The sequence below is a fragment of the Azospirillum thiophilum genome (assembly GCF_001305595.1).
Lineage (GTDB): Bacteria > Pseudomonadota > Alphaproteobacteria > Azospirillales > Azospirillaceae > Azospirillum > Azospirillum thiophilum.
In genome coordinates this window covers 2,061,398-2,086,882 of the sequence record NZ_CP012401.1, presented here as the reverse complement: position 1 = coordinate 2,086,882, position 25,485 = coordinate 2,061,398, and the positions used below count along the sequence as shown (strand labels likewise).

Genomic DNA, 25,485 nt, shown 5'->3' with positions numbered 1-25,485 from the left:
CGGGCATGGAAAAGGCGCCTCGCGGGCGCCGGATCGGTCGGTTGGAATATTGTCGCGGAGGGTCAGGGCCAGCCGGCGGCGATGTCCACGGTCAGCACCGCTTCAGCGGTTTCGGCCGCGTCGATGGCGTCGTGGAGTTCGCCTTCCCGGTCGAAGCACGCCTGCACATGGTCCGCGACGGCGTCGGCAACGGCGATGATCTGCGCGCCGGTCAGGTCGACCCATTCACCGCTGGCCGCCTTCCACCGAAAGATCATGGCCGGATCGGCCTGTGCCTGGGCGCGCTTGCCCAGGATCAGCGTCTTGCTGCGGTCGTCGGTCGCCACCGGCACCCCGGCGATGACGATGCCGCGGGTTTCCTGCTGCCACCGCAGCTCCGTGGCGGAGGCCTTGCGTACAGCCTTCATCTCGGCCAGCGGGATCGGTTCGACGAGTTGCACCAGTTGGATGCCGCCGGCTCCATCCGGCGCCTTGTCAAAGGCATCCGGGATGGGGCGATGCGTCGACTGATCGTATGGCGGGCAAGTCCTGATCATCGTCGATCCTCACGAAATCTGAGTGAAGCCAGCAGGGGCGGAGTACGTCCAAGCCGCGGCGGTGAACCGGGCCGTGACTTGGCCGCCATTTTTGCAAGTGATCGCCGGATAGAAGACCGCCGACGAAATGGAAAATGCCGGGTTTGCGCCGGTCGCCGGATTGCCAGAGGCCTGCCAGACGCCGTTGCGCGAGAACCAGACCTTTACCGTTCCGGGCGTTGACACGTCGTCGAATGCCACTCCGATCACGACGCCCGCAGCATTCCACGAGCTGCCCCATGCACCCTCGGAACCGTTGTTCAGCAGATTGCCGGTATCGTCGGCATACGCATACCCGCCCGCGCTCGTCGCCAAGCCGAAAGGCGACCCGAAAGCGGCGGCTGCGGTCGCAATCCCGACAAAAGCCGACGAGCCGGACGACGCCTTCACATCAAGCGCGATCTCGAAATACTTCTGACCTGACAACGCCACGGTGGCGCGACCGGACTGCATGACGCCACCGGCCGCGACCGATGCCGTCAAGCCGCCGTTCGTGACGATCAGCCCGCTTTCCTTGTCGGTCGGCGACAAGACGCATGACGATTGTGCCGTCTGCGTGAGCGCCTTCCATGCCGTTCCGGTGCAGGTGATGAAAGCCCACTGCCCGGCCAACAGGGTCAGCGTCGCGCCGCCGTTGATCAGTTCCGAACCGCTCGGGTCGATGACGACGGCCCCGGTGCCGCTGTTCCACGCTGCGAAGGTGAAACCACTCCCAAGCGTCGCCGCAGCTGTCAACGAAAGCGTCAGACTGGCCGTGCATTCGATCAGATAGCGGGCATCGGATGCGACGACGGTGTAATTCACCGACTTCGCGACCGTCCCGGCGAACAGGCCACCCCCCATCGGAGCGCCATTCAGCCGCACCACACCGGTGGCACTGGTCAGATTGAGATCACCGCCACTGCTACCGACCGTCGCAACCCCTCCAGCATCGGCACCTGTCAGGGTCAGGTGAACGGCGCGCTGCCCATGCACACGCACCATGCCATTGGCCGAAGTTACGGAGAGGGCGCCCGCGGTCGTGCTGACGACGGACATGCCGCCGGGGGTGGTACCGGACACAGTCACCGCCGCGACGGCCCCCGGCAGCAATGCGATGCGGAGGCTTTCGCTGCCAGGAGCCCCGCCAACCCAAACATAAGACGTGCTGATACGCCAGATTTCGGCACCGCCGGCGACGGCCGACAGCGTATCCGCCCCACCCAACTGGGCGATGCCGGTGTCGGGATCGCCCGTCACCGCCAGCCCCGGCGCCCCAGCGGACCCAGGCGAAACGCCAACCTTTCCCGTGTAATCGCCACCGGTCTTCGGCACATAGCTGGCCGGGTTCCAGGTCTGGGCGGCAGCGGCAGCGGCTTCGGTGGCCAGCCGGTCGGCATGGACGGCGGCCTTGTCGGTGGCGACCGCCTGCCGGTCCGCCGCGGTGGATTGCGCGTCGGCATCGGCGGAGAGGCGGTCGGCATGGACGGCGGCCTTGTCGATGGCGACCGCTTGCCGATCCGCCGCGGTGGATTGCGCGTCGGCATCGGCGGCGAGGCGATCAGCATGCACGGCGGCCTTGTCGGTGGCGACCGCCTGCCGGTCGGCCGCGGTGGCCTGCCGGTCCTGTCCGGTGGCTTGCCGATCGGCCACCGTTGCCAGGGCGTTCTGCTGGGCGCTCTGCGCGCTGTCGGCAGCGGCGGCGGCCGACGCGGCGGCATTCCCTTCGCTGGCGGAGGCTACGGTCAGGGCATCGCCCACCCCGTTGGCCACCGTGCCGATGTCCTGGATGCACGGATCCCAGTTGTCGGCCATGCCGCCGACCCCGGTGAGGCCGCCCGGGTTCTGTGCCGTCTTCTCGTCGCCGTTGTAGTAGCCCAGCAGCCGTTGGGCCGCCGCCAGCATGGTGGCCAGCGTGGTCATGTCGTCACCTCGCCAAGGGAAATCGTGGCGGCGCTGTGCAGGTCGTTCAGGTACTTCTGGCTGAAGTCCTCGATGACCTGGAAAAGGCCGCCGTAGCGGTAGCAGTCGAAGGCGCTGTCGGTGTCCGGCAGCCACACCGCCGGCCGGTCGGCGTCGAGGAAGGTGACCAGGTCGAACAGGCGGTCGCGGTCGCCGGCCTCGTTGACGGTGCGGTCCAGCGTCGCGGTGCGCCGGCCGCGCCCGGGCTCCACCGCCACCCCGCCGCCGGCCAGCTCCGTCACCTTGCCGCCGCGGCGGTAGCCGTCCGCCGACGCGCCGACATGGCGGTCGATTGCCAGGCTGTCGCCGGCCCAGCCGAAGCCGATGCGATAGGCCTGCTCCGTGGTGCTGTAGTGGCTGCCGGTCACCCGGTAGGCCGGGCCGTAGATCGTCCAGCGCAGCACCTGCGCGCTGCACAGCGGCATCACCACATGGATGTTGGTGGGATAGCGCAGGAACTCCCGGGCGCCCAGCTGGCCCAGCACGGTGTTCTCGCCGCCGAAGCGCAGGGTCTTCGGATCGTAGAGCCCGGGCAGCACCAGCCGGTCGATGCCGCCGGCGGATTGCGTGCTGAAGGCCAGCGAGGTTCGGGCGCTGGTCTTGAACGCCTCCAGTCTCACCCGGCCGGTCTTCCACAAATTGGTGCGGTAGAGCCCGGCATAGGTCAGGTCGATGGGTCGCGGCCATTCCCATTCCAGCACCAGCGGCTCGTCCCGGCTGCCGATGCGGGTGGACACCGCGGCGTCGACCAGCGGCAGGGTCTTCAGCGCATCGAGCGGCGCCGTTGCCGCCCAATCGGCGGGCGTGCCGGAAATGGCGCAGTCCTGTTCGGACAGCTCGTTGATGTGGGCCAGCAGTCCGGTCGCCATGGCTCAGCGCGCCACGGAGAGGGTGGCGCCGCCGCTGCGGTCGGCGATCGTCCGGCCATAGACCACCACCGGCGCCCCCGCGGCGAAACCGGCGATGTCGTCCTCCACCGTCACGGTGTCGCCGATCCACACCCCCGGCGCCCCGTCCGGCACCGGCAGCTCGTAGAGGGTGGGCGGCGCCGACAGCTCGGCCACCCAGGCCGGCAACTCGGCCGCGGCGTCGGCGCTGAAGGTCAGGGCTGTCTCGATGGTGGCCACCTTGGCGGCGTTTCCCCAGGCGACGGCGATCGCCGCGTCCACCGTGGACGGCACCTCGAGCCATTCCTGCGTCCAGCGGGTGGCATCGGCTGCCGTCGCGTCGGTGGCTGCGGTGGACGGGCTTGGGTTGTGGGCGCAGCGCAGCACCACCTGTTTGGCCGGCGGGTTATGCCGGCCCTCGACATATTGCAGGCCGGCGGTGGTGCCGGCGGCGCTGCTGTAGGCCCGGATCGATGCGGCGGCATTCGGGTGGGGGACGCGCGTTACCACCAGCTGGCCGGCGGTGCCGATGTACCAGCCGCCGCGCGGCACCGAGCCGACGAACCTGGCGTAGGCGGCGGCATGGGTGGTGCCGTCGCCGGCGGCGAGGAACAGGCCGACGGTGCGCGGACTGGCGTCCATGCCGGCAACGTCCACCGTGCTGGCCAGCCCGGCGCCGGTGGCGAGCGCGGCGATCAACTCGCCGACATACCGGCGGTACGTGCCATTGAACGTCCGGCCCAGCACCTCGACGCGGAAGTCGGCATACCTGACGGTGGTGGTGAGGATGCCGGTGGCGAGGTCGGCGGTGAAATGCGCGTTGTCGCTCGGGACACTTGCCGCCTGTCTGGCCACCGCGACGCCGGAAGACCAGCCCCGCGGCACGTCCTGCACCGGCCGGCCGCCGCCGACCGACCAGCGGTGATAGCCCTCGACGATGCCGAGATAGGTTGGCCGCGCCATCGGGCAGTGCCCGAGCGGCAGCTCCTTCAGCGTGTCCTTCAGCTCGGCCGGCCCCTCATAGCCGCCGGTGCCCTGGTAACGCTCGGTCTGGATCGGGGTGTCGAAGTCGAGACGGGCATCGTAGATCGGCAGGGCGATCTCGCTGCGCTTGGGCTTGGGCTGGCCGGCCCGGGCGGTCCAGATGGTGACGGCGTCGGCCAGCGGCGCCCCGTCCTCGATCTCGCGCTCGGCCACCGACTGGATGACATAATCGCCGGCCAGCAGCAGATCGAGCGGCCTGTCGTCGAGGGCGACGCGGAGCCACTGGCCGGTGTCGAGGTCCTGCAGGCTGGCGAAACGCTGCGCCGGGTTGCGGCTGGCCTCGTTGCGCAGCACCAGGTCGCCGATCCGCAGCTCGGCCTGCCCGTCGGCGGCCCCCAGGCTGCCGATCGACACCGCGGCGTCGGCGCCGGCGGTCACCAGCGGCAGCCAGGTGACGTTGGGCGGATCGTCGGCCGGGCCGGACTGGTAGCCGGGGAAGCTGGCCAGCGGCAGCCGGTGGCGGTGGCCGCTGGGGCGATGGAACAGGGTGAGGTCGACCAGTCGCACCGTCGTCATGCGGCCCTCCGGGTGTTGGCGAGTTTGCGGGGCAGGTCGCCGGTGGCCGCCTCGACGCGGGCCAGCAGGGCGGCGGCATCGGCGCCGATGCGGGCGCGCTGGGTCAGGGCGTCGCGGCCGAGCGCGCGGACCTCGTCGCGCAGGCCCTCCACCGCCGCCAGCAGCGCGGCCATGCCGGCGACGCCGGCATCGAGCTCGGGACGGCGGAAGGAGACTATCGGCGCCGGCGGCATCAGATCACTGCCGGGCAGCCGCAGGTCGAGGGCCACCGGGATGCGCCGGCCGTCGGGCAGCGGCACATGGGCCTCGGCGCTGTGGGCGCCTTCCGACACCCATGCCAGTTGCGGCCCATAGGAAATGCCGCCGGTGGCAAAGCCCGGGATGCCGGCGCCATGCGCCTGCGCCAGCACATTCGCCTCGAAGGCGGCGCGGTGGCCGAGCTGCACCCAGGCGTTCAGCCCGGCATCCAGCCCGCCGTCATAGCCGGCACCCCGCACCGCGGCGAGCCGTTGCGCCTCGGTCAGCGCGTCCCACGCCCGTTGCACCGATTCGGAGGCGCCATAGCGCGCCCCGTCGGCGATGGCGGTGACGTCGGCGCCGAAGGTGGCGGCACGCTGGGTCGAGCTGGCCAGCCACAGGTTGAAGGCCTCGTCGATGTCCCCGCCCCAGCCCATGGCGCGGGCGATGCCGTGCTGCTGCTCGGCCGACAGCCCATCCCATGCCGTCTGTACCGCCGCCGGCGCGGCATAGCGCGGCCGGCTGTCTGCGGTGCCGGTCAGCTGCAGCAGCGGGGTCAGCGCCGCCTGCCAGACGGCGTTGCTCTGGTCCAGCACGTCGCGCAGGCCGGACAGGCTGCCGAGCTGGCGCTGCCCCAGCGCCGCGGCCTCGGTCCGGGCCTTCTGCAGCTCGGACAGCTGGTCCTGCGCCACCTGCAGATCCCGGGTGGCGGTGTCGAGGCTCAGCCCGCCGGTGTCGCCCAGCTCGGCGAAGACGGCGTCCACCTTGTCGAACAGCGACGACGCGGTGCCGCCGCTGGCCGCCTTCTCCAGCGCCACCAGGGTGGGGCCGAGCTGCAGCAGGGTCTGGCGCGCGGTCTCCCTGTCGGCATCGGTGGAACCGCTGTCCTTCAGCACCGCATAGGCGGCGTCGAAGCGGCCGGTCGCCTCCTCGATCTTCCGGCGCGGCGCCAGCGGCGAGTCGTCGCCTTCGCGCAGCGCGGCGCGGGCATCCTGGAACTGCCGCGCCGCCTGCAGCAGGGCAAGCGCGCCGGACTGGATCGCGCTCACCACCTCCTGCCGGGCGGCGATCTCGCGGTCATAGGCCTCCAGCACATCCTGTTGGGCGAGCTGGAAGGCCTGGGCGGCCCGCTCGGCCGCCTGCACCAGGCGCAGCTGGGTGGTGTCGTAGCCGGCCGCCGTCGCGGCGGCGAGTGCCGTTGCCTGCTGGGCGTCAAGCGATATCAGCCCGGCACCGCGGCTGTTGCCGACCGCCGCCTGCATCCGGCCGGTGACGTCGGCCCGGTAGGAGGCGAGCGCCTTGGCCTTTTCCGCCGCCGCCTGGGCGGTGTCTGCGCTGTCCTGCCACGCCTGGGTGAGCATGCCCACCATGGCGGTGTACTGGTCGCCGGAGAGGGTGCCGTCATAGAGCGCGGTGTTCAGCCGGCCGAGTGCCGCCCGCTCGGCCTCGATGGTCAGCGCGCCGGCGGATGCCGCCCGCTCGATCCCGTCGATGACACCGGCCAGCCCCTCGATGGCGGAGTCGGTGCGGTCGAGGCCAAGCCCCTGCAGCCGGTCGAGCGCGCCGGTCCTGGCGGTCGGGTCGATCAGGGCCTCGATGGCGACGGCGCCCTGGCGCTGCACAGTGGCCACCGCGTCGGCGTAGCTGTCCTGCAGCTTCTTCGTGTAGCGCGCCGCCAGTTCGGCCACCTCGCCGGTGGTGTAGCCCAGCGACAGCAGCGCCGGCCGGAACTGTTCGAACTCGATTTCCGCCTGTTTGGTCGCCGCGGCCATGCCGACCAGCGGCTTGGTCGCCGGGCCGAGACCCATCATCGCCTCGATGCCCTTGCGGGCTGCGGCGGTCAGCTCGGTCTCGGTGGCCAGCCCCAGCTCGGCCGCCTTGTCGCGCCAATCGGTGATGTTTGTCCTGACCTGGTCGCCGATCGCCTTGGCCGCTTCGGTGAAGGCCTTGATCTGGTTGTTGGTCGGATCCAGGCTGGCGTTCATCAGGTCGAGCTGCTGGCGGAAGCCGGCGGCGAAGCCCAGGTCGGTCGCCAGCCCTTCGGCGGTCGTCGCCTTGGACGTGGTCAGCGCCGTCCTGGTGTCGTCATCGAGGCCGATCAGCTGGCCGGTGCCGATCAGACCCTTCAGGCTTTCGCGCATGTAGTACTGGATCGCCTCGTCCTGCGACCCGAACGACGCCCGCTTGCCGGCGTTCTCGCCCTGCTGCGGCGTGACGTACCACTTGTTGTCCTTGGCGAAGAACTGCAGCAGGCCGGTGTTCAGCCCGTCGCCGCCGGTCAGCTTGCCGCCGACACCGGCCACCACCGTGTTCATGGCGGTGGCGACGGCGTCGGTGACCTGCTGCATCTGGCCGGCATCGGCACCGTTGTCGGCCAAAGCGGTGTCGGTGCGGAACCCACCCTTGCCGTCGATGACGACGTTGCCCGACGCGTTCGGCCCGACGCTCGCCTTCTGGGTGCCGACCATGCCCATGATCGCGCCGACCACGGCGCCGATCGCCAGCCCGATCGGCCCGCCCAGGGACGATATCCCCATGATCGAGGCCAGATAGGCCGACCCGGCCCCAGCCACCGCGCCGGACAGGCCGCCCACCGCCTTGCTGTTGGTCGCGGTGCCGAGCGCGCCGCCGACCAGGCCGCCGCCGAAGGCGCCGGCGCCGGCGGCCCCCAGGACGCCGCCCAGCGTGCCGCCCGCCGTGCCGGCCGCGCCGCTGGCGGTGCCGCTGTAGGACGCGTTCAGCGCCGCGGTGTTGCCGGCGTTCACGACGCCGTTGGCCGCGTTCAGGCTGCCGGCCTGGATCGCTCCGGTGGACGCGCCGATGATCGGGTTTGCCGTGCCGATGACGGTGGCACCGCCGCCGACCGACGACATCGAGACGGCCGAGCCCCACAGCGGGGTGTTCATGATGCTGTCGAGACCGCTGGTCAGCCCCAGCTTGTCCGCCGCCCAGCCGGCACCCTTCGACAGGGCCGTGTCGGTCAGGTTGCCCGCCAGCCCGCCACCCTGTCCCGTTTGCCCGCCGGTGCCGCCGCCCAGATCGAACAGGGTGGGCAGGTTGGTGCCCAGCACCGCGTTCTTGACCGGGTTGATGACGGCCATCTTCAGCGCGAGCTGCTGCAGCTCGACGCTGACGGTGGCGATGGCGTCGGCCCACGACATCGTCGATTTGCCGGCGGCGGACAGCTTCTGCAGGATGGCGTCGAAGGACCGGTCGCCGAACCGCTCCAGCTCCTGATAGGCGGCGCTGGTGCGCTCCAGCGCCGAAGTCTGCCAGGCGAGCGCTTCGGCATTGGCCAGATAGGCCTGCCCCTCCCGGCTGGCGGCGTCGATGTTGTGCTCGCGCAGGTCGATCAGCGCCTGGGTGCGGGCCAGTTCCAGCGCGCGCTGTTCGGCCGACGCGCCCATCAGGGCCAGCTGCTGCTGCCCCAGCTCCAGCTGGTCGCGCTGCCGCTGCAGCAGCGGCCCGGCCGCCGCCGCCGACTCCAGCTGCTGCGCCCGGGTCAGCAGCCCGATGTAATGGGCCTTGGCCTCGCTGTAGGCCTGGGTTCCGTCCTCACCCTCCTTCAGCGCCAGCGTGTGGGCCTGTTCGGCCAGCTCCGCCGCCTTGACCGCCTTCGGACCCTGCTCGTAGGCCTCCACCAGCGCCGTGGCCGCGCGTATGCGGTCCTGGATCGGCTGGTCGGCGTCCTTGCGCAGCAGCTGGACGGTCAGCGCCTCGAGCTGGGCTTCAGCCGATGCCGCCGCGTCGCCATAGCCCTTCAGCCCGGCCGCAGCCACCCGGTTGGCCGAAGCGGCGGCGCGCTGGGCGGCCTCGCCCTTGCCGGCGGCAGCGGCCAGCCGCTGCTGGGCGGCGACGTCCTGATTGAGCTGGGTGACCTGGGCGCCGACCTCGCCGGCCAGCTCGGCCCGGGCCTTGCGCAGCAGCTGGGCGCGGGTGTCGGCCTCGCGCGCCGGGTCGAGGCCGTCGCGCAGGCGCCGGGCGACCTCCACCTCGACCTCGGCCGCCTTGATGGTAGCCGGGTTGCCCGATGTCCGCGCCTTGGCCAGCTTTTCGCTGGCGTCGGCCTCCAGCGTCAGCAGCCGCACCGCTTCGGCCGACTCCGCCGGAATGACCCGGTTCCGCAGGACCGTGCGGGCGACGCTGCGCTGAGTGTCCCATGCCTGATAGGCGGTGTCGTCGTCGGAGCGGCCGCGGTCCTGCAGGCCGGTGACGACGGGAGTCTTCTGTTCGGGCGGCGGCCCGACCATCTCGCCGACGCGCCGTTCCAGCCCGGCCGGCAGCGACAGGGTCCAGCTCTTTCCCTGCAGCTCGGCCAGTTTGGACGCCACGCCGCCCACCGCCGAGCCCAGCCCGGCGAAGCGCGAGGCGGCACCGTCGGCAGTCTGGCCGGCGGCGAGCACCGCCCTGGCCGCCTCGTTGGCCGGGTCGGCCAGCAGCGCCAGCCGGGCGGCCAGCTCCTTCGCCGTCCGGGAGGCCGCTTCCGCCTTGGTCGCCGGATCGGCCAAGCGCTGCGCCAGCTCCTGCAGCGGCTTGCCGGCGGCGCCGGCGGTGCGGCCGACCTCGTCCAGCACCCGCACCAGGGTGGCGATGGCGTCGGGATCGTCGGCCGCGGCCGAGTGGAAGGCGGCGAACGCCGTTCGCAGCCGGTCGACCTGGTCGGCGGCCAGCCCCATCGTCTCGTAGACGCGGGCCGAGCTGGCGCTGTCGGTCGAGACGGTCCAGCTGCCCGACACCGGCCGGGCCAGCGAGTCGGCACCATAGACCGCGGCCGACGCGGCGGCGCGCTGGGCGGCGATCGCCTTGGCCTGTTCGGCAAGCGCCTCGTCCAGCTTGATCCGGGTCACCGCCCGCATGGCATCGGACAGCCGGCCATACTCGCGGGCCAGCCGCTCGACGTCGCCGGCGGCGTCCTTCACCGCATCCTGCGCGGCGCGCTGCGCGTGCTCGAAACTGCTGGCCGCCTGTTCGGCCACCGTGGTCCGCGTGGCGAAGATGGCCACCGCCGCGGCGCCGGCCAGCAGGGCGGCCCCTGCCGGGCCGCCGACCAGGGCCATGGCACCCGACAGCAGGGCCATGCCACGCGCCGCCACCGTGGCGGCGACGCCGGTGCCGGCGATGGCGGAGGCCTGGGCACCCGTCGCCATGGTCAGCGCCGCCGTGGTCTCGGTGACCCGCAGGTCGGCCGCCGCCCGGGCGTTGCGGGCGACGATCAGCGCCTCTTCGGCCTGCACCAGGCGCGCGGTGCGGCCGATGGCGCCGTCCAGCGCGAGCGCCGCCTCATACTGCGTGGCGCGGGCGGCGAGGTCGGCGCGGGCCTTGGCCTGGGCGGCCTGCGCCGCGGCGACGTCGGCCGCCGCAGCCTCGACCGACGCGGCGGCGCCGGCGCGCAGCGCCGCCTCCTTCTGCAGCAGGTGGCCGGTGTTGCTCACCAGCTCCTTGCGCAGCGCCACCTGGGACGCGACGAACTGCGCCCCGGCGCCGATCGCCGGCGCCAGCCCGCGGGCGGCATAGACCGCGCCCAGAGCCGTGGCGGCGGTCAGCGCCCCGGCGGCCAGCGTGTCGAAGTTGTCGGCCACCGCCAGCAGGCCGCGCGACAGCGCCGCCGTGGTGCCGGTCGCCTGGTTCAGCTGGCCGATCTGGCGCTGGGCGGCGTTGGCCAGCACGATCAGGCTGTCGCTTACGGTGGTGGCCATGCGGCCGAACTCGGTGTCGATGGCGGTGCTCTGGCGCAGCAGCGCATTCACCACCTTGTCGGCGGTCAGCGCCCCCTGTTCGGCCAGCGACTTCAGCGCGGCGCGCGGCACCCCCAGCCCGTCGGCCAAGGCCTTGGCCAGCCGCGGCGAGGCCTCCATCACCGAATTGAACTCGTCGCCGCGCAGCACGCCGCTGCCCATCGCCTGCGACAGCTGCACCAGGGCGCCGGCGGCGGTGCCGGCTTCGGTGCCGGAGATGCGGAAGGTCTTGGAGATGGTCTCGGTCAGCCGGATCACCTCGCCCTGCGACTTGCCCATGGTGAGGGCGGCATCGGCCAGCGAGGTGTAGAGCCCGACCGTCGGCTCCAGCGCCGAACGGGCGCGCTGGGCGGCCTGGAACAGCTGCTCCTGAACCGCCACCGCCTTCTCGCCGGCGCCGGCATAAAGCGCGATTTTCGAGGCGGACAGGCTCCAGGCGTCGGCCGCCTTGATCGCTTCGCCCGCCCCCTGCGCCAGCCCGATGCCGGCGACCACCCCGGCGACGCGGCCGGCGGCAGTGCCCAGCGCGTCGAAGCTGCCGGCAGCCTTGCGCACGGAGCCGTCGACGCGGCCGGCGAACTGGTCGACGCGGGCCTCGGCCTGCGACAGCACCCGCCGCAGGCCGCTGTCGTCCGCACCGACCGGCACCATCATGCCGGGGAAATCAGCCATGCCGGTCTCCGGAAACGAAAAGGGCGCCGGTCACCCGGCGCCCATGCCCTGTTCCGCGCGCTTCAGGCCGAAGACGGCCCGCGCCCGCTCCTTCAGCTCCGCCACGTCCTTGGGCTTGCGGCGCGTCCTGCGCCTGGCCCCGGGGGTGGTGGCGGCGAGGAAATCGACCTTCCCGTCCAGGGCGAGCTGGATGTCGGGGAACGGGGCGTCCAGCGCCTCGCTGCGCGACCATCCGAGCCACCCCGTGGCGTATGCGAACATCCGGTCCACATAGTCCGGGAAGGTCAGCCGGCTTCCCCCGACGGGGCGGCCTCGCTGTCCGCCTTCACGCTTTCCGACTTGGGCGCCTTGCCGCCGCCGGCGAGGAAGTTGAGATACAGCAGCACCTGCGGCGCCACCGTGATGACGCCTTCGGCGAAGATCGCCTCGGCGGTGGCCTCGGCCGCCTTGCCGACCCGGCCGGCGGCGGCGTTGACGACGTTGACCAGCGTGTCGAAGTCGAAGGCGTTGGTGTTGGTGAAGGCCTGGTTCAGCCCGCCATAGAGGCGGCAGATGGTGCGCGACGCGCGGACGTTGGCGAACAGCTCGACGTCGTCGCCGTCGAGATGGATGGTCATCACGCCGTGCGCGAAGCGCGGCGCCGTGCTGGAGGCGGTCATGGCTGGATCTCTCGGTGGACGGGGGAAGGTGCCGGCAGCCAGGGCGGGCCGCCGGCTCAAGGGTGGGAGGTCTGCGCCGGCGCTTACTGGCCGTCGTCGGCCGCGACCTCGATCGGCTCGGCGTCGATCTCCAGCCCGACGCTGGTCTCGATCACCTTGTCGTTGGAGCCGATCTCGGTGGTGTAGGACATGACGTAGGCGCGCAGGTAGATCGTGGTCGGGGTGCCGCCGTCGGGGGCGTCGTCGAACTCGATCTTGATGTTGTAGGCCGCCTTGCGGTTCCTGGCCGCGGCGCGGATCGCCGTCTGGCCGGCGCCGGCCGGCACCCGGGCCAGCTTCAGCGTGCCCGAGCCATAGTCGACGGTGCCCTTCTTCTTGTGGACCGCGCCGTCGCCCAGCGTCTTGTAGGTGACCTTCTCGAAGGTCTCGCCGAAGGCGCCGATGTCCTCGATCTCCTCGACCTCGGTCCAGGCGAGCGCCTTGTACTGCGCTTCGGTGGTGCACAGGGCGGTGGTGGACAGGAACAGGCGCGTGCCGGCGCTCTGGACAGCGTTGCCGCTCATGGGAATGCCCCTCCTTCGGGCAGAGAAAAGGCCTCTCGGAAACCGGATGGCCGCGATGGGATGGACGTCGAATTCAGGCGCCGGGATCAGGCATCCGGCTGGCCGAAGCCGGTCTGGTAGGTCACGGCGAACTGCAGGCGGGTGACGCCGGCCTTCAGCTCGCCGCTGGTCAGGCGGTCGGTGACGGTGCGCAGCAGCTCGATGCGGTCGACCAGCCCGCCGAAGCGCCGGCCGGCGGCCATCGCCTGCTCGATGCGCAGCGCCATGGCGTCGAGCCGGTCGTCCAGGTCGCCGGCGGTGCCGTCGGCGCGGACATAGCCGTCGACATAGAGCTCCAGGCGCCGCAGCTGGCGCCGGCTGCCCATGGTCAGTTCCTGCGCCGTCTCGTCGGGGGTGAACAGGCCGATGCAGGGCAGCGCGTCGGCCGGCAAGGGATCGTCCCGGTTGGCGGTGACCGGGGCGACGGCCCCCAGCGCCGCGGCGATGGCGGCGCGGATCGTCGTGCGCTGGTGCATCACCGCGACTCCCGCAGCAGCAGCACGGTCATGCCCTGTCCATCGGGCCGCGGCTCCGACACCGTGAAGGTCAGGCCGCGCAGCTCGATGGCGGCGCCGGCGGGCACCGGTCCGCCGACATCGGCGTCGACCACCGCCAGCGAGGTCACCAGCGTCGACACCGGCCCGCCGTCGGTGTCCTGCTGGTAGTGCCGGCGGTCGAAGATGCCGGTGACGGTGACGTCGGGCCGGCCGGGCCGCCGGATCACCGCCGGCTCACCGAAGGCGCCGGCGCAGGCGGTGTTGAGGTCATCGAAGAGCATGGCCGGTCAGCCCTGCAGGGCCGCCCAGGCCCGGTCACGCTGGTCGGCGGTGACATCCACCCCCAGCAGCTCGCCCAGCGCCTTCAGCTCCGGCTTGCCGGCCTTGAAGTGCCTTGGATTGGCCGGGTCGAGCCGGCCGATCGCCGCGATGATGCGGTCGGGCGGCAGGCCCTCCTCCCCGGCCTCGTCGCCGGCCTTCAGCCAGCGGGCGAAGCCGCGGGCGACCAGCGAGGCGGCGTCGGCATCGTCCGGATCCTTGACCTCGATGACGGCCCCGGGCCGCAGCGAGGTCTCCCTGTCCACCTTCACGGTGGCCAGCAGGCGCAGCCTGGCCATGGCTCACCTCACCGTCACGGCCATGCAGGCGTTGGGACGCCGTGGGTAGACCAGCGGCGCCGACTGGCTCAGCAGCAGGCGCCGGCCCGGGTTCTCCTCGATCCAGCTCTTGGGGAACACCTCGAGCGCCTGGTAGCCGGCGCGCGGGTCGAGGATGGCGCCATGGGCCTGGGTGCCCTCCATCGCCCCGGTGGCGCCCAGCAGCACGGTGTGATCGGGCAGCAGCGCCCGGGTCGTCCCGCCATCGGTGTAGGTGTCGTTGTAGGTGTACAGCTCGACCATCCCGATCCGGCCCTTGAACACCGGCGTTCCGGGAACGCCGGGCTGGAAGCCCATCTGCACGATGGCCGCCTGTCCCAGGGTCCGGTCCAGCACCTTTTCCAGCTTGGGATCGGCCTCGAACAGCGCCCAGGCCTTGGCGTCCATCACCACGACATTGACCGCGGCGCCGGACTTGCGCCCGACCAGGTCGATCCATTCCGACAGGTCGGCGAAGGGCGACACCCCGGCCTCGCCCCAGCGGGCGGCGGCGGACAGCAGCAGCGACAGCTCGCCGGCGCGCTGGAAATCGACCAGCACCTCCGGATAGTCCGGCCCCTTGACCACGCATTTGCCGGTGCGCAGCACTTCGGCCGCCATCACCTCCTTGCGGCGCAGGATCTGGGTCAGCTGGCGCTGCAGCTTGGCCCCCAGGATCGCCTGTTCCCGCGCCCCGGCCGACAGGGCGCCGCCCAGCGGCTCGCCGGCGAGACGGCGCAGCGGCTCGTCCGGCTTGATGTCGTGCAGCGGCTTCACATAGGCCGGGGCGAACATCCGGGTCTCATAGCCGCTGTCCGACCCGACGCGGCCGGCCGACAGCGGCGAGACGAAGGGGGCGACCTCGACGTCGTCGACCTCGACGTCGAACAGGATCTTCCCGGTGTCGCTGAAGCTGGCCAGCGGGAAGAACATGTCCAGCAGGAAGCGGGGGGCCTTGGCGCGCAGCGACCGCAGCACCCCCAGCATGGCGAGGGTGGAGTAGATGTCCATGGGCGGGTGTCCTCAGAGGAAGATCGACAGGGCGCGCAGCGCGTCGGCCGCCGACACGGCGGAGTGGCCGGCGCCGAAGGTCAGCTGGTCCGGGTTGAACTCGCCGGTCAGGTAGACGATGGCCTGGACGTCGGCGTCGGTGGCGTCGACCGGCTCGGCGAGGATGGCGCGCACCGCTTCGGAGCCGTCGCCGGCAGCGGACGCCGACAGGGTGAGTTTCTTGCTGGCGGTGATGCGGCCGAGCACCGCGCCGGCCGGCAGCAGGCCGGACCCGCCGGCGATGGTCACCAGCCGGGTGACGCGGGGGAAGTCGCCGGCGATCAGCGACGGCAGCGGCGGGTTGACCTGGGAAGAGAAGCTGGCGGGGATCATCGGGTGCCGTCCTTCTTGGGAATGAGGCCGACGGCGGCCATGCTGGCCAGCACCGCGGCGGCGGCCTTGTCGTCGTCGCTCAGGGAGCCGGTGTCGGTGGCCGGCCCGACGGCCGGGATCGGGTGGGCGTCCATGGCGGCGAGCGCCAGCGGGTTGCCGGCGGGCGCCGGGGTGGCGGCGGGTGCGGCGGCGCCGATCGGTGCGGCCTCCAGCGCGGCGCAGGCCAGCTCGACCGACAGGTCGGTGTTGAAGGCCAGATGGGCGGCGAGCTGGACCCGGCCGGCGGCCGCCGGCGCGGCGAAGATGGCGGCGCAGCGCTCGCGCTCGCCGGGGGCGGCGGCCTGCGGGGCATCGGCTTTCGGCTCGTCGCCATCCGCCGGCGTTTCCTTGCCGTCTTCCTGGTCGGCATCGCCGCCGGCGCCGGCCTTGGTGGTGGTGGTGTCCTGCGCGTCCCCGTCCGCGGCTTTCGAGCGGCCGAAGGGGTTGAGGTGGGCGAAGCTGAAGCTCTTCACGGATTGTCCCTCACATGGTCCAGCAGGGCCGAAAAGGCCCGGTCGGGTGGCAGGACCGCATCGGCCAGCCCGAGGCGCACGGCCTCGGCGGTGCCGAGCGGCCCCTCGAAACAGCGGGCCTCGGTGGCGAGGACCGCCGCGAAATCCAGCCCGCGGGCGCGGGCGACGGTCTCGGCGAAGAGCCGGCGCAGCGCGTCGACCTGCCCCTGCCAGTCGGCGCGCACCGCCTCGGGCAGCGCGGCATAGGGGTGGCCGTCGGTCTTGTGAGCGCCGGACTGGACGATGGTCGGCACCATCCCGGCCCCCTCCAGCATCCGGGACTGGTCCCAGTGCATCAACCAGACGCCGATCGACCCCACCCCGCCGGTGCGCGGCACCGCGATGCTGTCGGCGGCGCAGGCGAGCGCATAGGCGGCGGAATAGGCCTCCTCGCTGCAGATCGCCGCCACCGGCTTGCCCGCCGCCCTCTTGGCGGCGACGATCCAGTCCACCAGGTCGAAACAGCCCTGGGCGATGCCGCCGCCGCTGTCGATGTCGAGGCAGATCGCCCGCACGTCCGGATCGGCGAAGGCATGGGCGAGCTGAACCCGCAACCCGTCATAGCCGGTGGCCCAGCCGGCGCCGATGTAGCCGAGCTTGGGCACCAGCAGCCCGGCCACCGACACCAGCGCCACGCCCTGATCCACCTCGTAGGGGCGACGCGTGCCGTTGACTTCGCCCAGCCGGAAGCAGCCGGCCGGAAGCTCGGCGCGGCCCAGCTGCACCAGGCGCGCGGCCGCGGTCTCCGCCCATGCCGGGGCCACCAGCAAGGGCTGCGTCGTCTTCAGCATCTCGGGGGGACTCCGTCAGGCGCCGGCGGCTGCCGGCTCGGGCTGGTCAGCTGTGGGCATGAAATTCACCTCGGGCAGGGTCAGCCCGCGCGCCTTCAGCGCCTCCTGCTCCAGCGCGATCTGGTCCAGCAGGTCGTCGAGGTCGCGGCCCTGGTCCAGCGCCTCGTCGCGCAGGGTCGAGATGCCGAGCCGGACCCGCATCGCCGCGGCGGTGATTTCCTTCACCGGGTCGACCCAGCCGCGCGCCGGCCCGCGCCACACCCCGCGCAGCCAGGCCTGCCGCCGCGCCCGGCTTTCGGCGAAGCCCGGCAGGTCGAGGTAGCCGCGCCACACCGCCTCCTCCAGCACCAGGTCGAGCGTCGGCCGGCACCAGGTCAGCGTCTTGTGCATGCGCAGGAACAGCACGAAGCGCCAGCCCTCCAGCAGCGACGCGCGGGCGCTGGAGTAGTTGGTCTTGCTGAAATCGCGCATGAAGGTCTCGTAGGTCATGCCGATGCCGGTGGCGATCAGCCGGCTGACCGTGGTGACGAACCCGTCCATGCCGGCGCTCGGCCGGTTGGACGAGTAGCCCTTCAGCGTCTCGCCCGGCAGCAGCCGCGGGATGGCGCCGCCCGGGCCGATGCCAAGCTGGACCGCCGGCTGGGCGTTGCGCATGTCCATGTAGGCGTTGGCGTCGCCGAACAGGTCGACCAGCGTCTGGCCGTCGGCCGGGCTTTCCAGCACCGCGGCGATCACCGCATTGACCACCGCCGCCTGCAGCTCGGCGCGCTGGAACCGGGCGCGCTGCTTCAGCTCGGTCATCACGGGTGCAAAGACCGAGACGCCGCGGTGCTGGCCTGGGCGCTTCTGATCGAAGGAATGGATCACCACCCGCCGCCCGCCCGGTCCGCGCAGCGCCACCCGCTGCCACTCGGCTGCGGCCATCGCCCACGGCATGAACAGGTCGCCCGGATGGCTGGACCGGATATGGTAGGCGACCGGGGCGCCGTAGCCGGCCAGCTCGACGCCGTCGCGCAGGCGCGGGTCGCCGATGCGGTCCTGCGGGTTGGACAGCCGGTCGGCCTCCACCGTCTGCATGACGGTGGCGAAGCGGCTGCCCAGCCGGCGCTGCCGCTCGGGCAGCCACAGGGCGAGCTGGAGGCTTTCCCCGTTGACCAGGTCGGACTGCACCGACTGGCGCAGCATGGCGCCGAAGGGCAGCTGGCCGGTGACGTCGCAGGCGTCGCGGTCCTCGCTCCATTCATGCCAGATCGCTTCGATCCGCCGGGCGGCGTCCTGCGCCCGGTCGCGGTCGATGCCGAGCGCCCGGTAATCCGGCATCGACTGGAAATCCAGCCCGAAGCCGATGGCGCTGTCCTTCAGCGACTGCACCGCGCCGGAGACGAGCGCGTCGTTGCGTTCCAGGTCGCGGGCGCGGGCGGCGATGGTCTGGCGGTCGCCATCGAGGTCGGCATCGGCCGAGCCCGCCGCCGGCGTCCAGTCGCGCAGCTCGGGCGCGCTGCCCGATCCGGCGAGAAAGGCGCCCATCGCCGCCTGCGCCCGGGCGCGGCGGATGTCGGATTGCGGGATCGGCCGGCCGTGCTGGTCGAGGATGACCGGAGCGGGCGCCATCAGCCGATGGTCCGGACATAGGGCGACACCGCCGGCCCGCGCCGGCCCCGGGCCGCGGCGATCCGGCGCTCCAGCGAGGCGATGTAGCCGGCGAGCGCCTGGGCGTTGGCCGGGGCGTACTCGACCACGCGGTCGCCGAAGCGGACGCTGACCGTCTGCCGGCCGAGCTGCAGGGCATGGTGGGCGGCCCGCGCGTCGGCGAGCCACGCCTCCAGACTGGTGACGTCGGTCATAGGTACAGTTCCCCCTTGTCGGTCGAGGCCGCCGGCGCCGCCGGTTGGACTGCCGCGGCCGGCTGGCTCAGCCTGCGCGCCCGGGCGACCGCCGCGGCGATGGCGTCGGCGGGTGTCGAGTCCGCGCCAGTGTCATCCGAGTCGGTCACTGGCACCGGCACCGCATCGGCCTCGCCCAGCTTGACGTATTTGCCGGACAGCGCCTGAAGGCCGCACACCGCGGCGTAGGCGTAGACGAAGCACACCCCGGCCTCATGGGCCTCGGCCGGCTTCTGCCACACCGTGTATTGCTGGCCGCGCGGCACGATCAGCCGCTCGCGGGTCAGCTGGGCGAAGAACTCCTCGTCCAGCTCGCGGGCGCCGTCGATGGCGGCTTGCGGGAAATGCACCCGCCGCGGCCCCGGCCTGTCCACCGGCAGCGAGCCATAGGCCCAGTCGCGCGCCGCGTTGCCGCCGATCATGTACCAGACATGGCCGAGCTTGCTCGACGGCTTGCGCGGCCACACCCGGCCCCGCTGCCCCCGGCTTTCCGAGCGGCCCTTGATCGCCCACACCCGCCGCGCCCGGCGCTTGTTGGCGAAGGCATAGACCTCCTGGGTGTGGTGGCCGCCCGAATCGATGCAGGTCGCCCGCACGTCCAGCGTGCTGCCGTCCGGCTTGCGGTAGCGCCGCAGCAGCACCCCCTCGTCCAGCGCCGCCCACACCTCGGCCTTGGCCGGATCGCCCGGCAGGATGAAATGCCCGATCAGCCAGACCTCCAGCCCGCGGCCCCAGCCATAGGCCGATGCCTCAAGCCGCGGGTTGACCTTGCCGGACTGGACGTCCACCCCCACCGTGATGAACTCGACACCCGCCGGCACCTCTGCCGGGTACGGCTCCATGCGGTCGATGAAGCTGGCGCTCTTGATCTCCTGCCCATAGGTCGCCCGGTAGGGCCGGCCGAGCCGCAGGTTGACGAAGGGCTGCACCAGCGTCGCCGGGTCGGCCTGCGCCTCCAGCCATTCCTGGACGATCACCGGCCACGCCGCATTGGGGTTGAGCGACATGCCGGTCCACAGATGCATCCCGACATGGCCAGGCACCTTGGCCCTTGCGGTCGGCCGCCACTCGCCGTTGGCGTCCATCCACGCCTTGTGCCGCTCCTCGATGACACAGCCGCAGGTGCCGACGTACCACACCTTGTCCAGGGCGCCCTCGGCGTCCAGGCTCCATTTCAGCCCGTGCGGCACGTCCGGCCCGCCCCAATCCAGATGCTGCCAGCCGTCGAGCCGGCCGGCGGCCTCCGAGCATTGCGGGCAGGGCACGAAATAGCGGCGCTGGTCCGACGCCAGCCACAGCCGCCACACCCGGCTCGTCTCGTACAGCAGCGGGGTGGAACCGCGCACCATCGAGCGGTTCCAGAAGGTTTCGCCGCGGGTCCAGAACAGCTTCAGCTTGTCGCCCTGGGTCCTGGCGCCGGGCGTCCAGCCGTCGCCGTCGATCTCGTCGGCGAACAGGAAGCGGGCCGAGTAGCGGCGGAAGGCGTCGTCCGACGCGGCCCCGACCACCCGCACGCTGGCGCCGTTGCTCAGCTGGTAGAAGGCGGCGTTGTCCTGTTTCTCGCCCTTCCTCACCGGCCGCAGCAGCGGCTTCAGCGCCGGGGTGTCGCGCAGCATCGGCGCGATCTCGCCGCTTCCGAAATCTTCCGCATCTGGAATATAGATATTCTATATCAATGCTTTAATGATCTATGTCGCGCTCTTGTCGCGGCCGGAACCATCCGTGCTATTCCGCAGGTCGCGCCTGATCCTTGCGATTACGTTCGCCGATGCGCTCCGTTGAGGTCGGTTGGGGAGCGGCGCGCGCTCGATCCAACAACACATCTGCAATGCGATCCATCGCTTCCTGCCTCTGCCCGTCATTTGCCAACGCATGAGCGTAGGTGTTCAAGGTGATGTCCGAACGACTGTGCCCGACATGTCGAGACACTTCCGTTACCGGAATGCCCTGGTTGAGCATGAACGACACCGTAAAGTGACGAAGCGCATGAAAATGGAGTTGATCCCCATCGGTTGAATACAGTCCTGCCCGTTTTAACAGAGGATGCCAAAAGTGCGTATGGAAATTTCCAGAATTTATAGGGTATCCAGTGCTCGTACGGAACACAAGATCTCTATCATTGATCAATTGGTGCTTCTCGATCCACTCTTTCAATAGAGCGACGATATGGGCCGGTATTGGAACGTTCCTAACGCCTGCCTCCGTCTTTGGCTGCTTCAATTCATCCCAGCTTGTAAGAGAATGGCGGACCATTATCATTTTATTGTCTAGGTCAATATTATCCTTGGTCAGCCCAGCAATCTCACCATACCGCAGCCCACAGAAGGCGGCCAGATGGACAAAGCACCTGAGAAGCATATGACCACGAATAACATAGTTTCTCGGCCTTTCATCAACAATTTTCAGTATAGAAAGTATATCTTCGATGGCCGGTATCCGAATTTTCTTCTTTTTTGAAGATGCGAAATCCAACCGATAATCTCTTACTATTCTCTTCTTAGTGTAACCTCTCCGGATTGCATAATCCTCAATCATTTTCAGGGTGGTAAGATATCCATTTGCTGTCGTAGGAGAAACTTTAGAAAACCCCCTTTGAAGAGTTTCGAGATCAGACCATGACAGAGAGTTAAATCTACGACTTCCAATTGCGGGAATAATGTATCTATCGACAGCCAGCCTATACTTGTAAAATGTCGACGTCCCAATAGAGCCGGCCTTATAGCGTTCCTCTGCGCTTTTTAAGAATTGATCGCAGACTTGGGCGACAGTTGCGGATGATCCATCTGCCGTGTGCTCACCTTTTTCTATTTCCGTTTCGACCTTTAGCCGATATGCATCCGCCTCTTTTTTCCGGTCGAAGGTCTTCAACCGGCGCTTCCCAGACTGATCTGTATAGTTTACAACCCAAGCGGTTTTTACTTCGCCGTTGTATTGCCACTCACGTTTCCGTACAGATGCCATGTGAACTTCTCCATGCCTCTGCATAGAAGCGCCACCGCCCCACCCACAAGAGTGGGCGATAGCGCTGTATCTATGACAGGATTTGTTTACGAGCAATTACTATCGTTGTGGCTCTTGAGGCGCTCGTGGATCAATTTCATTAAGCGCCCCTTGTCAGGCCCGGACGCATTACCTGCTTGATCCATTAGCTCCAGAAGGCTGTCCCTTTCCTTCGGGTCCATGGTGCGAAACACTGCCGCAAGAAGCCCGACGGCTTTTTCCAGTAGGGCGGAACGGCGCTCATCCATCGGAGCCATCCGCGACATGCGCGGCAATCACCCGCATTACGTCGCGGATCATCGCCTCGGTGTCTCCGTCCGTCCGGTGCCCGCAGGCGAACAGACCCAGCTGCGGGCAGACCAGCCGCCGCAGCTTTACCAAGGCGCCCACATGCCCCGATGCTGGCGTCCAGGCGATCAACCGCTCCAGCGCGTCGACCCGTCTGTGATGCGTTGACGGTTCGTCCACCTCGAAGCGCCGGCCCAACAACTCTGCCAACTCGGCTTCCCATGCGAGAAAGCGGACATCGTCCCCGGCGGCGTTCAGCGGCAGAGAAGATGCACCAGTGGCGACTCCGGCTTGAAGGTCGGACAGAACCGACAGGACAATGTCGTCGGTGAAGCCGGCCCCATCCTCGTCCAGGCCATCGAGGTTGTCCCGCCAGACCAGAAGCTTGCTGCACACCACACCGGGCATGGTCAGGGGACGAGTGCGCAGGATCTCCGCTTCGATGGCGCTACGGCGATCCCACAGTGCATCTGCCTGCGCCACCAGCTCGGGAATGCCGGCAACGTTTCGGAGTTGTCGCTGTTCACGCACGCGGGCAATCCAGGCGCGGGCACGCGCCCGATGCTCCACCACACACTGCATGCGGGCTGCATTGTCTCCGATTGGACAATGCCACAGCCGCTCCCGGTGAAGCCTCACCAGTTCGGCCAAGCCGGGCTGCGTCCATGCTTCCGGCAGACGGTGCTCCGCGATCATGGCATCGGTCCAGACCGGCCACCCCGCCTCCTGCGCCCATGCGGGCAGCCGCGCTTTTGCTGCCTCAACAAGGGTCCAAGCCGCCTCGACGTCGGCTTCCAACGCCATGTAGCGGGACCAGAGATCGACCACGGGATCCCGCACCGGAGCGCCCTTCACCATGCCGATCGGCGGCATGATCTTGGCGTCGGGAACGGCCGTAAACGCTACACCCCCGGCAAGCACAGCGCGCCGCGTCGGCGCCGGCCGCGCTGGAGTGATCGACAGGGCAGCGTCACCCATGGGCCACCTCCTGAGTATCGCTGACCGTGACAAGCGCCTCATACGAGGGCTGGAATTCACCTTCGCAGCCCAGCACCAGATTGGCTTTGCTCATGTCAGGCTCACTCGGCAGGAGTTGCGGATAAACGCTGACCCCAAGGGCTGGCCGCGACCAAGGCGGCGGGCGCATCACATCCAGGTTCGCCCGGCTGCGGTCCCCAAGACGAAAGCCAAGGCTTTTCCGGCCCTACAGCCAAGCGGCAGCGCCATTGCGCATTCGCATCCGACACCCTTTCAGGAGCGGAACGCAGGCGCTCTTTCCGTCCGCCCTTGCTGGATCGTGGCCGACACTCCACGGCGTTCCTGTCGCTACCCAGCAAAGCCGCAGACTTATGTAGCACCCGCCACCGCCTGATCCTGCCGCGTCGCCGCCCTGCCAGCTACCCTGTCGCCCTGAAGCCGCACAGAAGGGGCATGGAGTATGGGCGAGCCGCACGTTGTCAGCGCCTTGCGGGAGAAGCGGGGCGAGATCTCCGGGGCAATCCTTGAGCTTGAGAAGCGGATGTCTCAGCACCGGGCCGACCTGGTGCACCTGGACGCCACCTTGCGCCTGTTCGCCCCGGAACTGGAGCCGGAGAGCATCGCGCCGAAGAAGCCGCCGGCGAGGCGCTCCCACTACTTCGCCAGCGGCGAGCTGGCGCGCCGCTGCCTGGAGGCGCTGCGCATGGCAGAGGGACGTGTCGTTGCCGCTGAGGAGATCGCCGTCGCCGCGCTGCGCGACAAAGGGCTCGATCCGGAAGACCGCAAGACCCGCTCCGACTTCATCCAGCGCGTCCTCAACACCCTGACCGCCCTGAAAGGCAAGGGCACGGTGGAGAAGATCGGCAATGGCCTGGGCGCCCGCTGGCGCCTTCCGGCCGAACCCGCCGATCACGCCGCGTGAGCGCGCTGCCAGTAGCCGCAGAAATCGACCGACGGGCCGGTCTTCGTCACCAGCCCGACCACGACGCGGAACTGCTCGCCGTTGCTGGTCCGGCGATGATCCTCTCGGAACGCGGCCTCATTGGCGTAGCGGTGCAGGTAGAGGCCCGAGATGTGATGATGGTGCCCGATCTCCCCGCGGCGGATGCGCGAGAAGAAAGATTCCGCCCCGTTGGTGCAGGCGCCGTCCTGGCTGTAGGCGTCCTGGTGGTTGATGCGGTGCATCGGGTAGCGGGCGTGCAGGTCGTTCCAGGCGCTGGACTCGTCCGCATGCACTTCGGTGCCCTTGGCGACGCGCGAGCGGATGAAGCTGCCGGCGGCGTCCTCGGACGGGAACACGCCGGTCAGGGTGCGGCCGTCGCGCTCGCGGATGGTGACGACACACCGGCGCTTGCCGGTCTGGTTGATGGCCAGCCGGCGGTCCTTGCGCTCCGCCTTGCGGTTCTCCGGGCGGACGTGGCCGCCGAAGTAGGCCCCATCGATCTCCGCCGCCTTGCCCGCGCCGCCGATGACGACACCGCGGCTCTCGGCCGCCATCGCTTCGCGGATCTTGTGGCCCAGCACGAACGCCGTCTTGTACTGGACGCCCAGGTCGCGCGACAGCGGCAGCGCGCCCTTGCCCTTCACCTCGTTGACGAAGATCACCACGGCGGCGAGGTACATCCGGAGCGCCAGCTTGTGGAAGGCGAACAGCGTGCCCGAGGTGAGGGAGAAGTCTTTGCGGCACCGCTTGCAGCGCCAGCGAGGCGCACCGCTCGGCCGGCGGCAGTCGTACACCGCATCACAATCGCACGCCGGGCACACGGGACGCCCGTTCGTCTCCGGCCAGCGGATCGCCGCGAACACCGTCTCGGCTTCCGTGTCCGACAGGCGCAGCACGGTCGCCAGCGACAGCGTGCGCGCCGCGGCGCTGAGAAGGAAGTGCTGGCTTTTGGTGCGACGGGGCATGGCGATCTCCGACACGGTGATTGCCCGAGTCTACCCGGCCACGACTCCGTTGTGAATCATCAAGTTCATGATTTGTGCTCACCCGCCGGTCATAGTGGCGGATGCTACATAAGTCCGTAAAGCCGAGCCAGCGGGGTCAAATCCGGCGGCGCCGTCTGGGGGGACGAAGGGGGGAGACTGTTCTGTCCTGTCCTGTAGCGATTTTTCCGCTGGAATTCCTTCGGACGCCTCTTCGACATTTCCGCGAGTACGCTTGCGCTCACGATCCTTGGTTCGGCGGGCGTTCATCCGCTCGAACTCACCCCAGGCTTCAAGGGCCTGCGCGGCTAGGAAGGGGTGATACAAGCGGCCATCGCTGCACTTGGTAAAGCCGTGCAGAGCGGTCCCTTTAACGCGACGCCATGTTTCCAGATCACGCCCCAAGCCGGCCATATGGCACAGCATGGCATCATCATCGGGAAGGCTTGAGGCGGGCACCTGATGCCATGCCTTCATGTAGAGGGTGATACCGCAGCGCCACCCCGTATCATCGGCCGTCATGTTGAACGTGCTATTCAGCAAGGCGGTGACATCGAGTTTCATCCACCAGAGACGACGAAGGTCCAGCGACGGCGGGACTGGCGGCGGGAAGCCGCTGGTTTTAGGCAAAGGTATGGTATTCTCGGAATCAGCCATGATCCGAAGCTCCAGTTCGGTGTGTGGT

The 25,485-nt window shown here is 69.7% G+C and carries 24 protein-coding genes; 1 reads left to right on the top strand and 23 read right to left on the bottom strand.

Going from position 1 to position 25,485, the window contains the following annotated elements; all coding sequences use genetic code 11:
- Window positions 1–62 precede the first annotated feature (62 nt).
- From AL072_RS09725 to AL072_RS09630, 21 genes are all read right to left on the bottom strand, one after another.
- Complete coding sequence (locus tag AL072_RS09725; RefSeq protein ID WP_158511055.1) at window positions 63–440, bottom strand: DUF4376 domain-containing protein; 378 nt, start codon at window positions 438–440, stop codon at window positions 63–65.
- Between the two features lie 105 nt (window positions 441–545).
- Entirely contained in the window at window positions 546–2,477 is a 1,932-nt protein-coding gene (locus AL072_RS09720; RefSeq protein WP_045580501.1) for an SPRY domain-containing protein, read from the bottom strand.
- Window positions 2,474–3,385, bottom strand: a complete 912-nt coding sequence (locus tag AL072_RS09715; RefSeq protein ID WP_045580502.1) for a hypothetical protein — start codon at window positions 3,383–3,385, stop codon at window positions 2,474–2,476. The genes AL072_RS09720 and AL072_RS09715 overlap by 4 nt, the downstream gene beginning before the upstream one ends.
- A 3-nt stretch (window positions 3,386–3,388) precedes the next feature.
- Complete coding sequence (locus AL072_RS09710; RefSeq protein ID WP_045580503.1) at window positions 3,389–4,963, bottom strand: hypothetical protein; 1,575 nt, start codon at window positions 4,961–4,963, stop codon at window positions 3,389–3,391.
- A complete protein-coding gene (locus tag AL072_RS35970; protein WP_045580504.1) occupies window positions 4,960–11,607 on the bottom strand; it encodes a tape measure protein in 6,648 nt (2,215 codons plus the stop codon). Before AL072_RS35970 ends, AL072_RS09710 begins: the two co-directional genes overlap by 4 nt.
- A 30-nt stretch (window positions 11,608–11,637) precedes the next feature.
- Window positions 11,638–11,868 carry a hypothetical protein gene (locus tag AL072_RS09700; protein WP_045580505.1) on the bottom strand — a complete coding sequence of 77 codons (231 nt, stop codon included), beginning with the start codon at window positions 11,866–11,868 and terminating at the stop codon, window positions 11,638–11,640.
- A gap of 23 nt (window positions 11,869–11,891) precedes the next feature.
- Window positions 11,892–12,266, bottom strand: coding sequence for a hypothetical protein (locus AL072_RS09695; protein WP_045580506.1), 375 nt, complete (start codon window positions 12,264–12,266; stop codon window positions 11,892–11,894).
- Between the two features lie 83 nt (window positions 12,267–12,349).
- Window positions 12,350–12,829, bottom strand: coding sequence for a hypothetical protein (locus tag AL072_RS09690; RefSeq protein WP_045580507.1), 480 nt, complete (start codon window positions 12,827–12,829; stop codon window positions 12,350–12,352).
- Window positions 12,830–12,915: 86 nt separating this feature from the next.
- Window positions 12,916–13,344 carry a hypothetical protein gene (locus tag AL072_RS09685; protein WP_045580508.1) on the bottom strand — a complete coding sequence of 143 codons (429 nt, stop codon included), beginning with the start codon at window positions 13,342–13,344 and terminating at the stop codon, window positions 12,916–12,918.
- Complete coding sequence (locus AL072_RS09680; protein ID WP_045580509.1) at window positions 13,344–13,646, bottom strand: head-tail joining protein; 303 nt, start codon at window positions 13,644–13,646, stop codon at window positions 13,344–13,346. The genes AL072_RS09685 and AL072_RS09680 overlap by 1 nt, the downstream gene beginning before the upstream one ends.
- Window positions 13,647–13,652: 6 nt before the next feature.
- Window positions 13,653–13,982, bottom strand: coding sequence for a hypothetical protein (locus AL072_RS09675; protein ID WP_045580510.1), 330 nt, complete (start codon window positions 13,980–13,982; stop codon window positions 13,653–13,655).
- A gap of 3 nt (window positions 13,983–13,985) precedes the next feature.
- Window positions 13,986–15,011, bottom strand: coding sequence for a major capsid protein (locus tag AL072_RS09670; RefSeq protein ID WP_045580511.1), 1,026 nt, complete (start codon window positions 15,009–15,011; stop codon window positions 13,986–13,988).
- A gap of 12 nt (window positions 15,012–15,023) precedes the next feature.
- Window positions 15,024–15,383 (bottom strand): head decoration protein, encoded by a 360-nt coding sequence (locus tag AL072_RS09665; protein ID WP_045580512.1) that lies wholly within the window; start codon window positions 15,381–15,383, stop codon window positions 15,024–15,026.
- Complete coding sequence (locus AL072_RS09660) at window positions 15,380–15,895, bottom strand: hypothetical protein (protein WP_052709881.1); 516 nt, start codon at window positions 15,893–15,895, stop codon at window positions 15,380–15,382. Before AL072_RS09660 ends, AL072_RS09665 begins: the two co-directional genes overlap by 4 nt.
- Window positions 15,892–16,725 carry a S49 family peptidase gene (locus tag AL072_RS09655; RefSeq protein WP_052709882.1) on the bottom strand — a complete coding sequence of 278 codons (834 nt, stop codon included), beginning with the start codon at window positions 16,723–16,725 and terminating at the stop codon, window positions 15,892–15,894. Before AL072_RS09655 ends, AL072_RS09660 begins: the two co-directional genes overlap by 4 nt.
- Window positions 16,726–16,740: 15 nt before the next feature.
- Window positions 16,741–18,336, bottom strand: a complete 1,596-nt coding sequence (locus tag AL072_RS09650; RefSeq protein WP_052709883.1) for a phage portal protein — start codon at window positions 18,334–18,336, stop codon at window positions 16,741–16,743.
- A complete protein-coding gene (gene gpW, locus AL072_RS09645) occupies window positions 18,336–18,569 on the bottom strand; it encodes a gpW family head-tail joining protein (protein WP_045580513.1) in 234 nt (77 codons plus the stop codon). Before gpW ends, AL072_RS09650 begins: the two co-directional genes overlap by 1 nt.
- Window positions 18,566–20,224 carry a terminase gpA endonuclease subunit gene (locus tag AL072_RS09640; protein ID WP_052709884.1) on the bottom strand — a complete coding sequence of 553 codons (1,659 nt, stop codon included), beginning with the start codon at window positions 20,222–20,224 and terminating at the stop codon, window positions 18,566–18,568. The genes gpW and AL072_RS09640 overlap by 4 nt, the downstream gene beginning before the upstream one ends.
- A gap of 109 nt (window positions 20,225–20,333) precedes the next feature.
- The gene (locus AL072_RS33360) at window positions 20,334–21,569 is read right to left on the bottom strand and encodes a tyrosine-type recombinase/integrase (protein WP_158511054.1); all 1,236 of its coding nucleotides are present in this window, start codon (window positions 21,567–21,569) and stop codon (window positions 20,334–20,336) included.
- A gap of 86 nt (window positions 21,570–21,655) precedes the next feature.
- The gene (locus tag AL072_RS09635) at window positions 21,656–21,856 is read right to left on the bottom strand and encodes a hypothetical protein (protein WP_045580514.1); all 201 of its coding nucleotides are present in this window, start codon (window positions 21,854–21,856) and stop codon (window positions 21,656–21,658) included.
- Window positions 21,849–22,874 carry a hypothetical protein gene (locus AL072_RS09630; protein ID WP_045580515.1) on the bottom strand — a complete coding sequence of 342 codons (1,026 nt, stop codon included), beginning with the start codon at window positions 22,872–22,874 and terminating at the stop codon, window positions 21,849–21,851. Before AL072_RS09630 ends, AL072_RS09635 begins: the two co-directional genes overlap by 8 nt.
- 460 nt (window positions 22,875–23,334) lie before the next feature.
- Here AL072_RS09630 and AL072_RS09625 point away from each other — a divergent pair, with 460 nt between their 5' ends.
- Window positions 23,335–23,796, top strand: a complete 462-nt coding sequence (locus AL072_RS09625; protein WP_052709885.1) for a hypothetical protein — start codon at window positions 23,335–23,337, stop codon at window positions 23,794–23,796.
- On the opposite strand, the gene AL072_RS09620 is transcribed toward AL072_RS09625, so the two are convergent.
- The gene (locus AL072_RS09620; protein ID WP_045580516.1) at window positions 23,784–24,782 is read right to left on the bottom strand and encodes an IS1595 family transposase; all 999 of its coding nucleotides are present in this window, start codon (window positions 24,780–24,782) and stop codon (window positions 23,784–23,786) included. The genes AL072_RS09625 and AL072_RS09620 overlap by 13 nt on opposite strands.
- Before the next feature lie 78 nt (window positions 24,783–24,860).
- On the bottom strand, window positions 24,861–25,457 hold the full coding sequence (locus AL072_RS33355; RefSeq protein ID WP_082108807.1) for a DUF1376 domain-containing protein: 597 nt from the start codon (window positions 25,455–25,457) through the stop codon (window positions 24,861–24,863).
- Window positions 25,458–25,485: the final 28 nt, after the last annotated feature.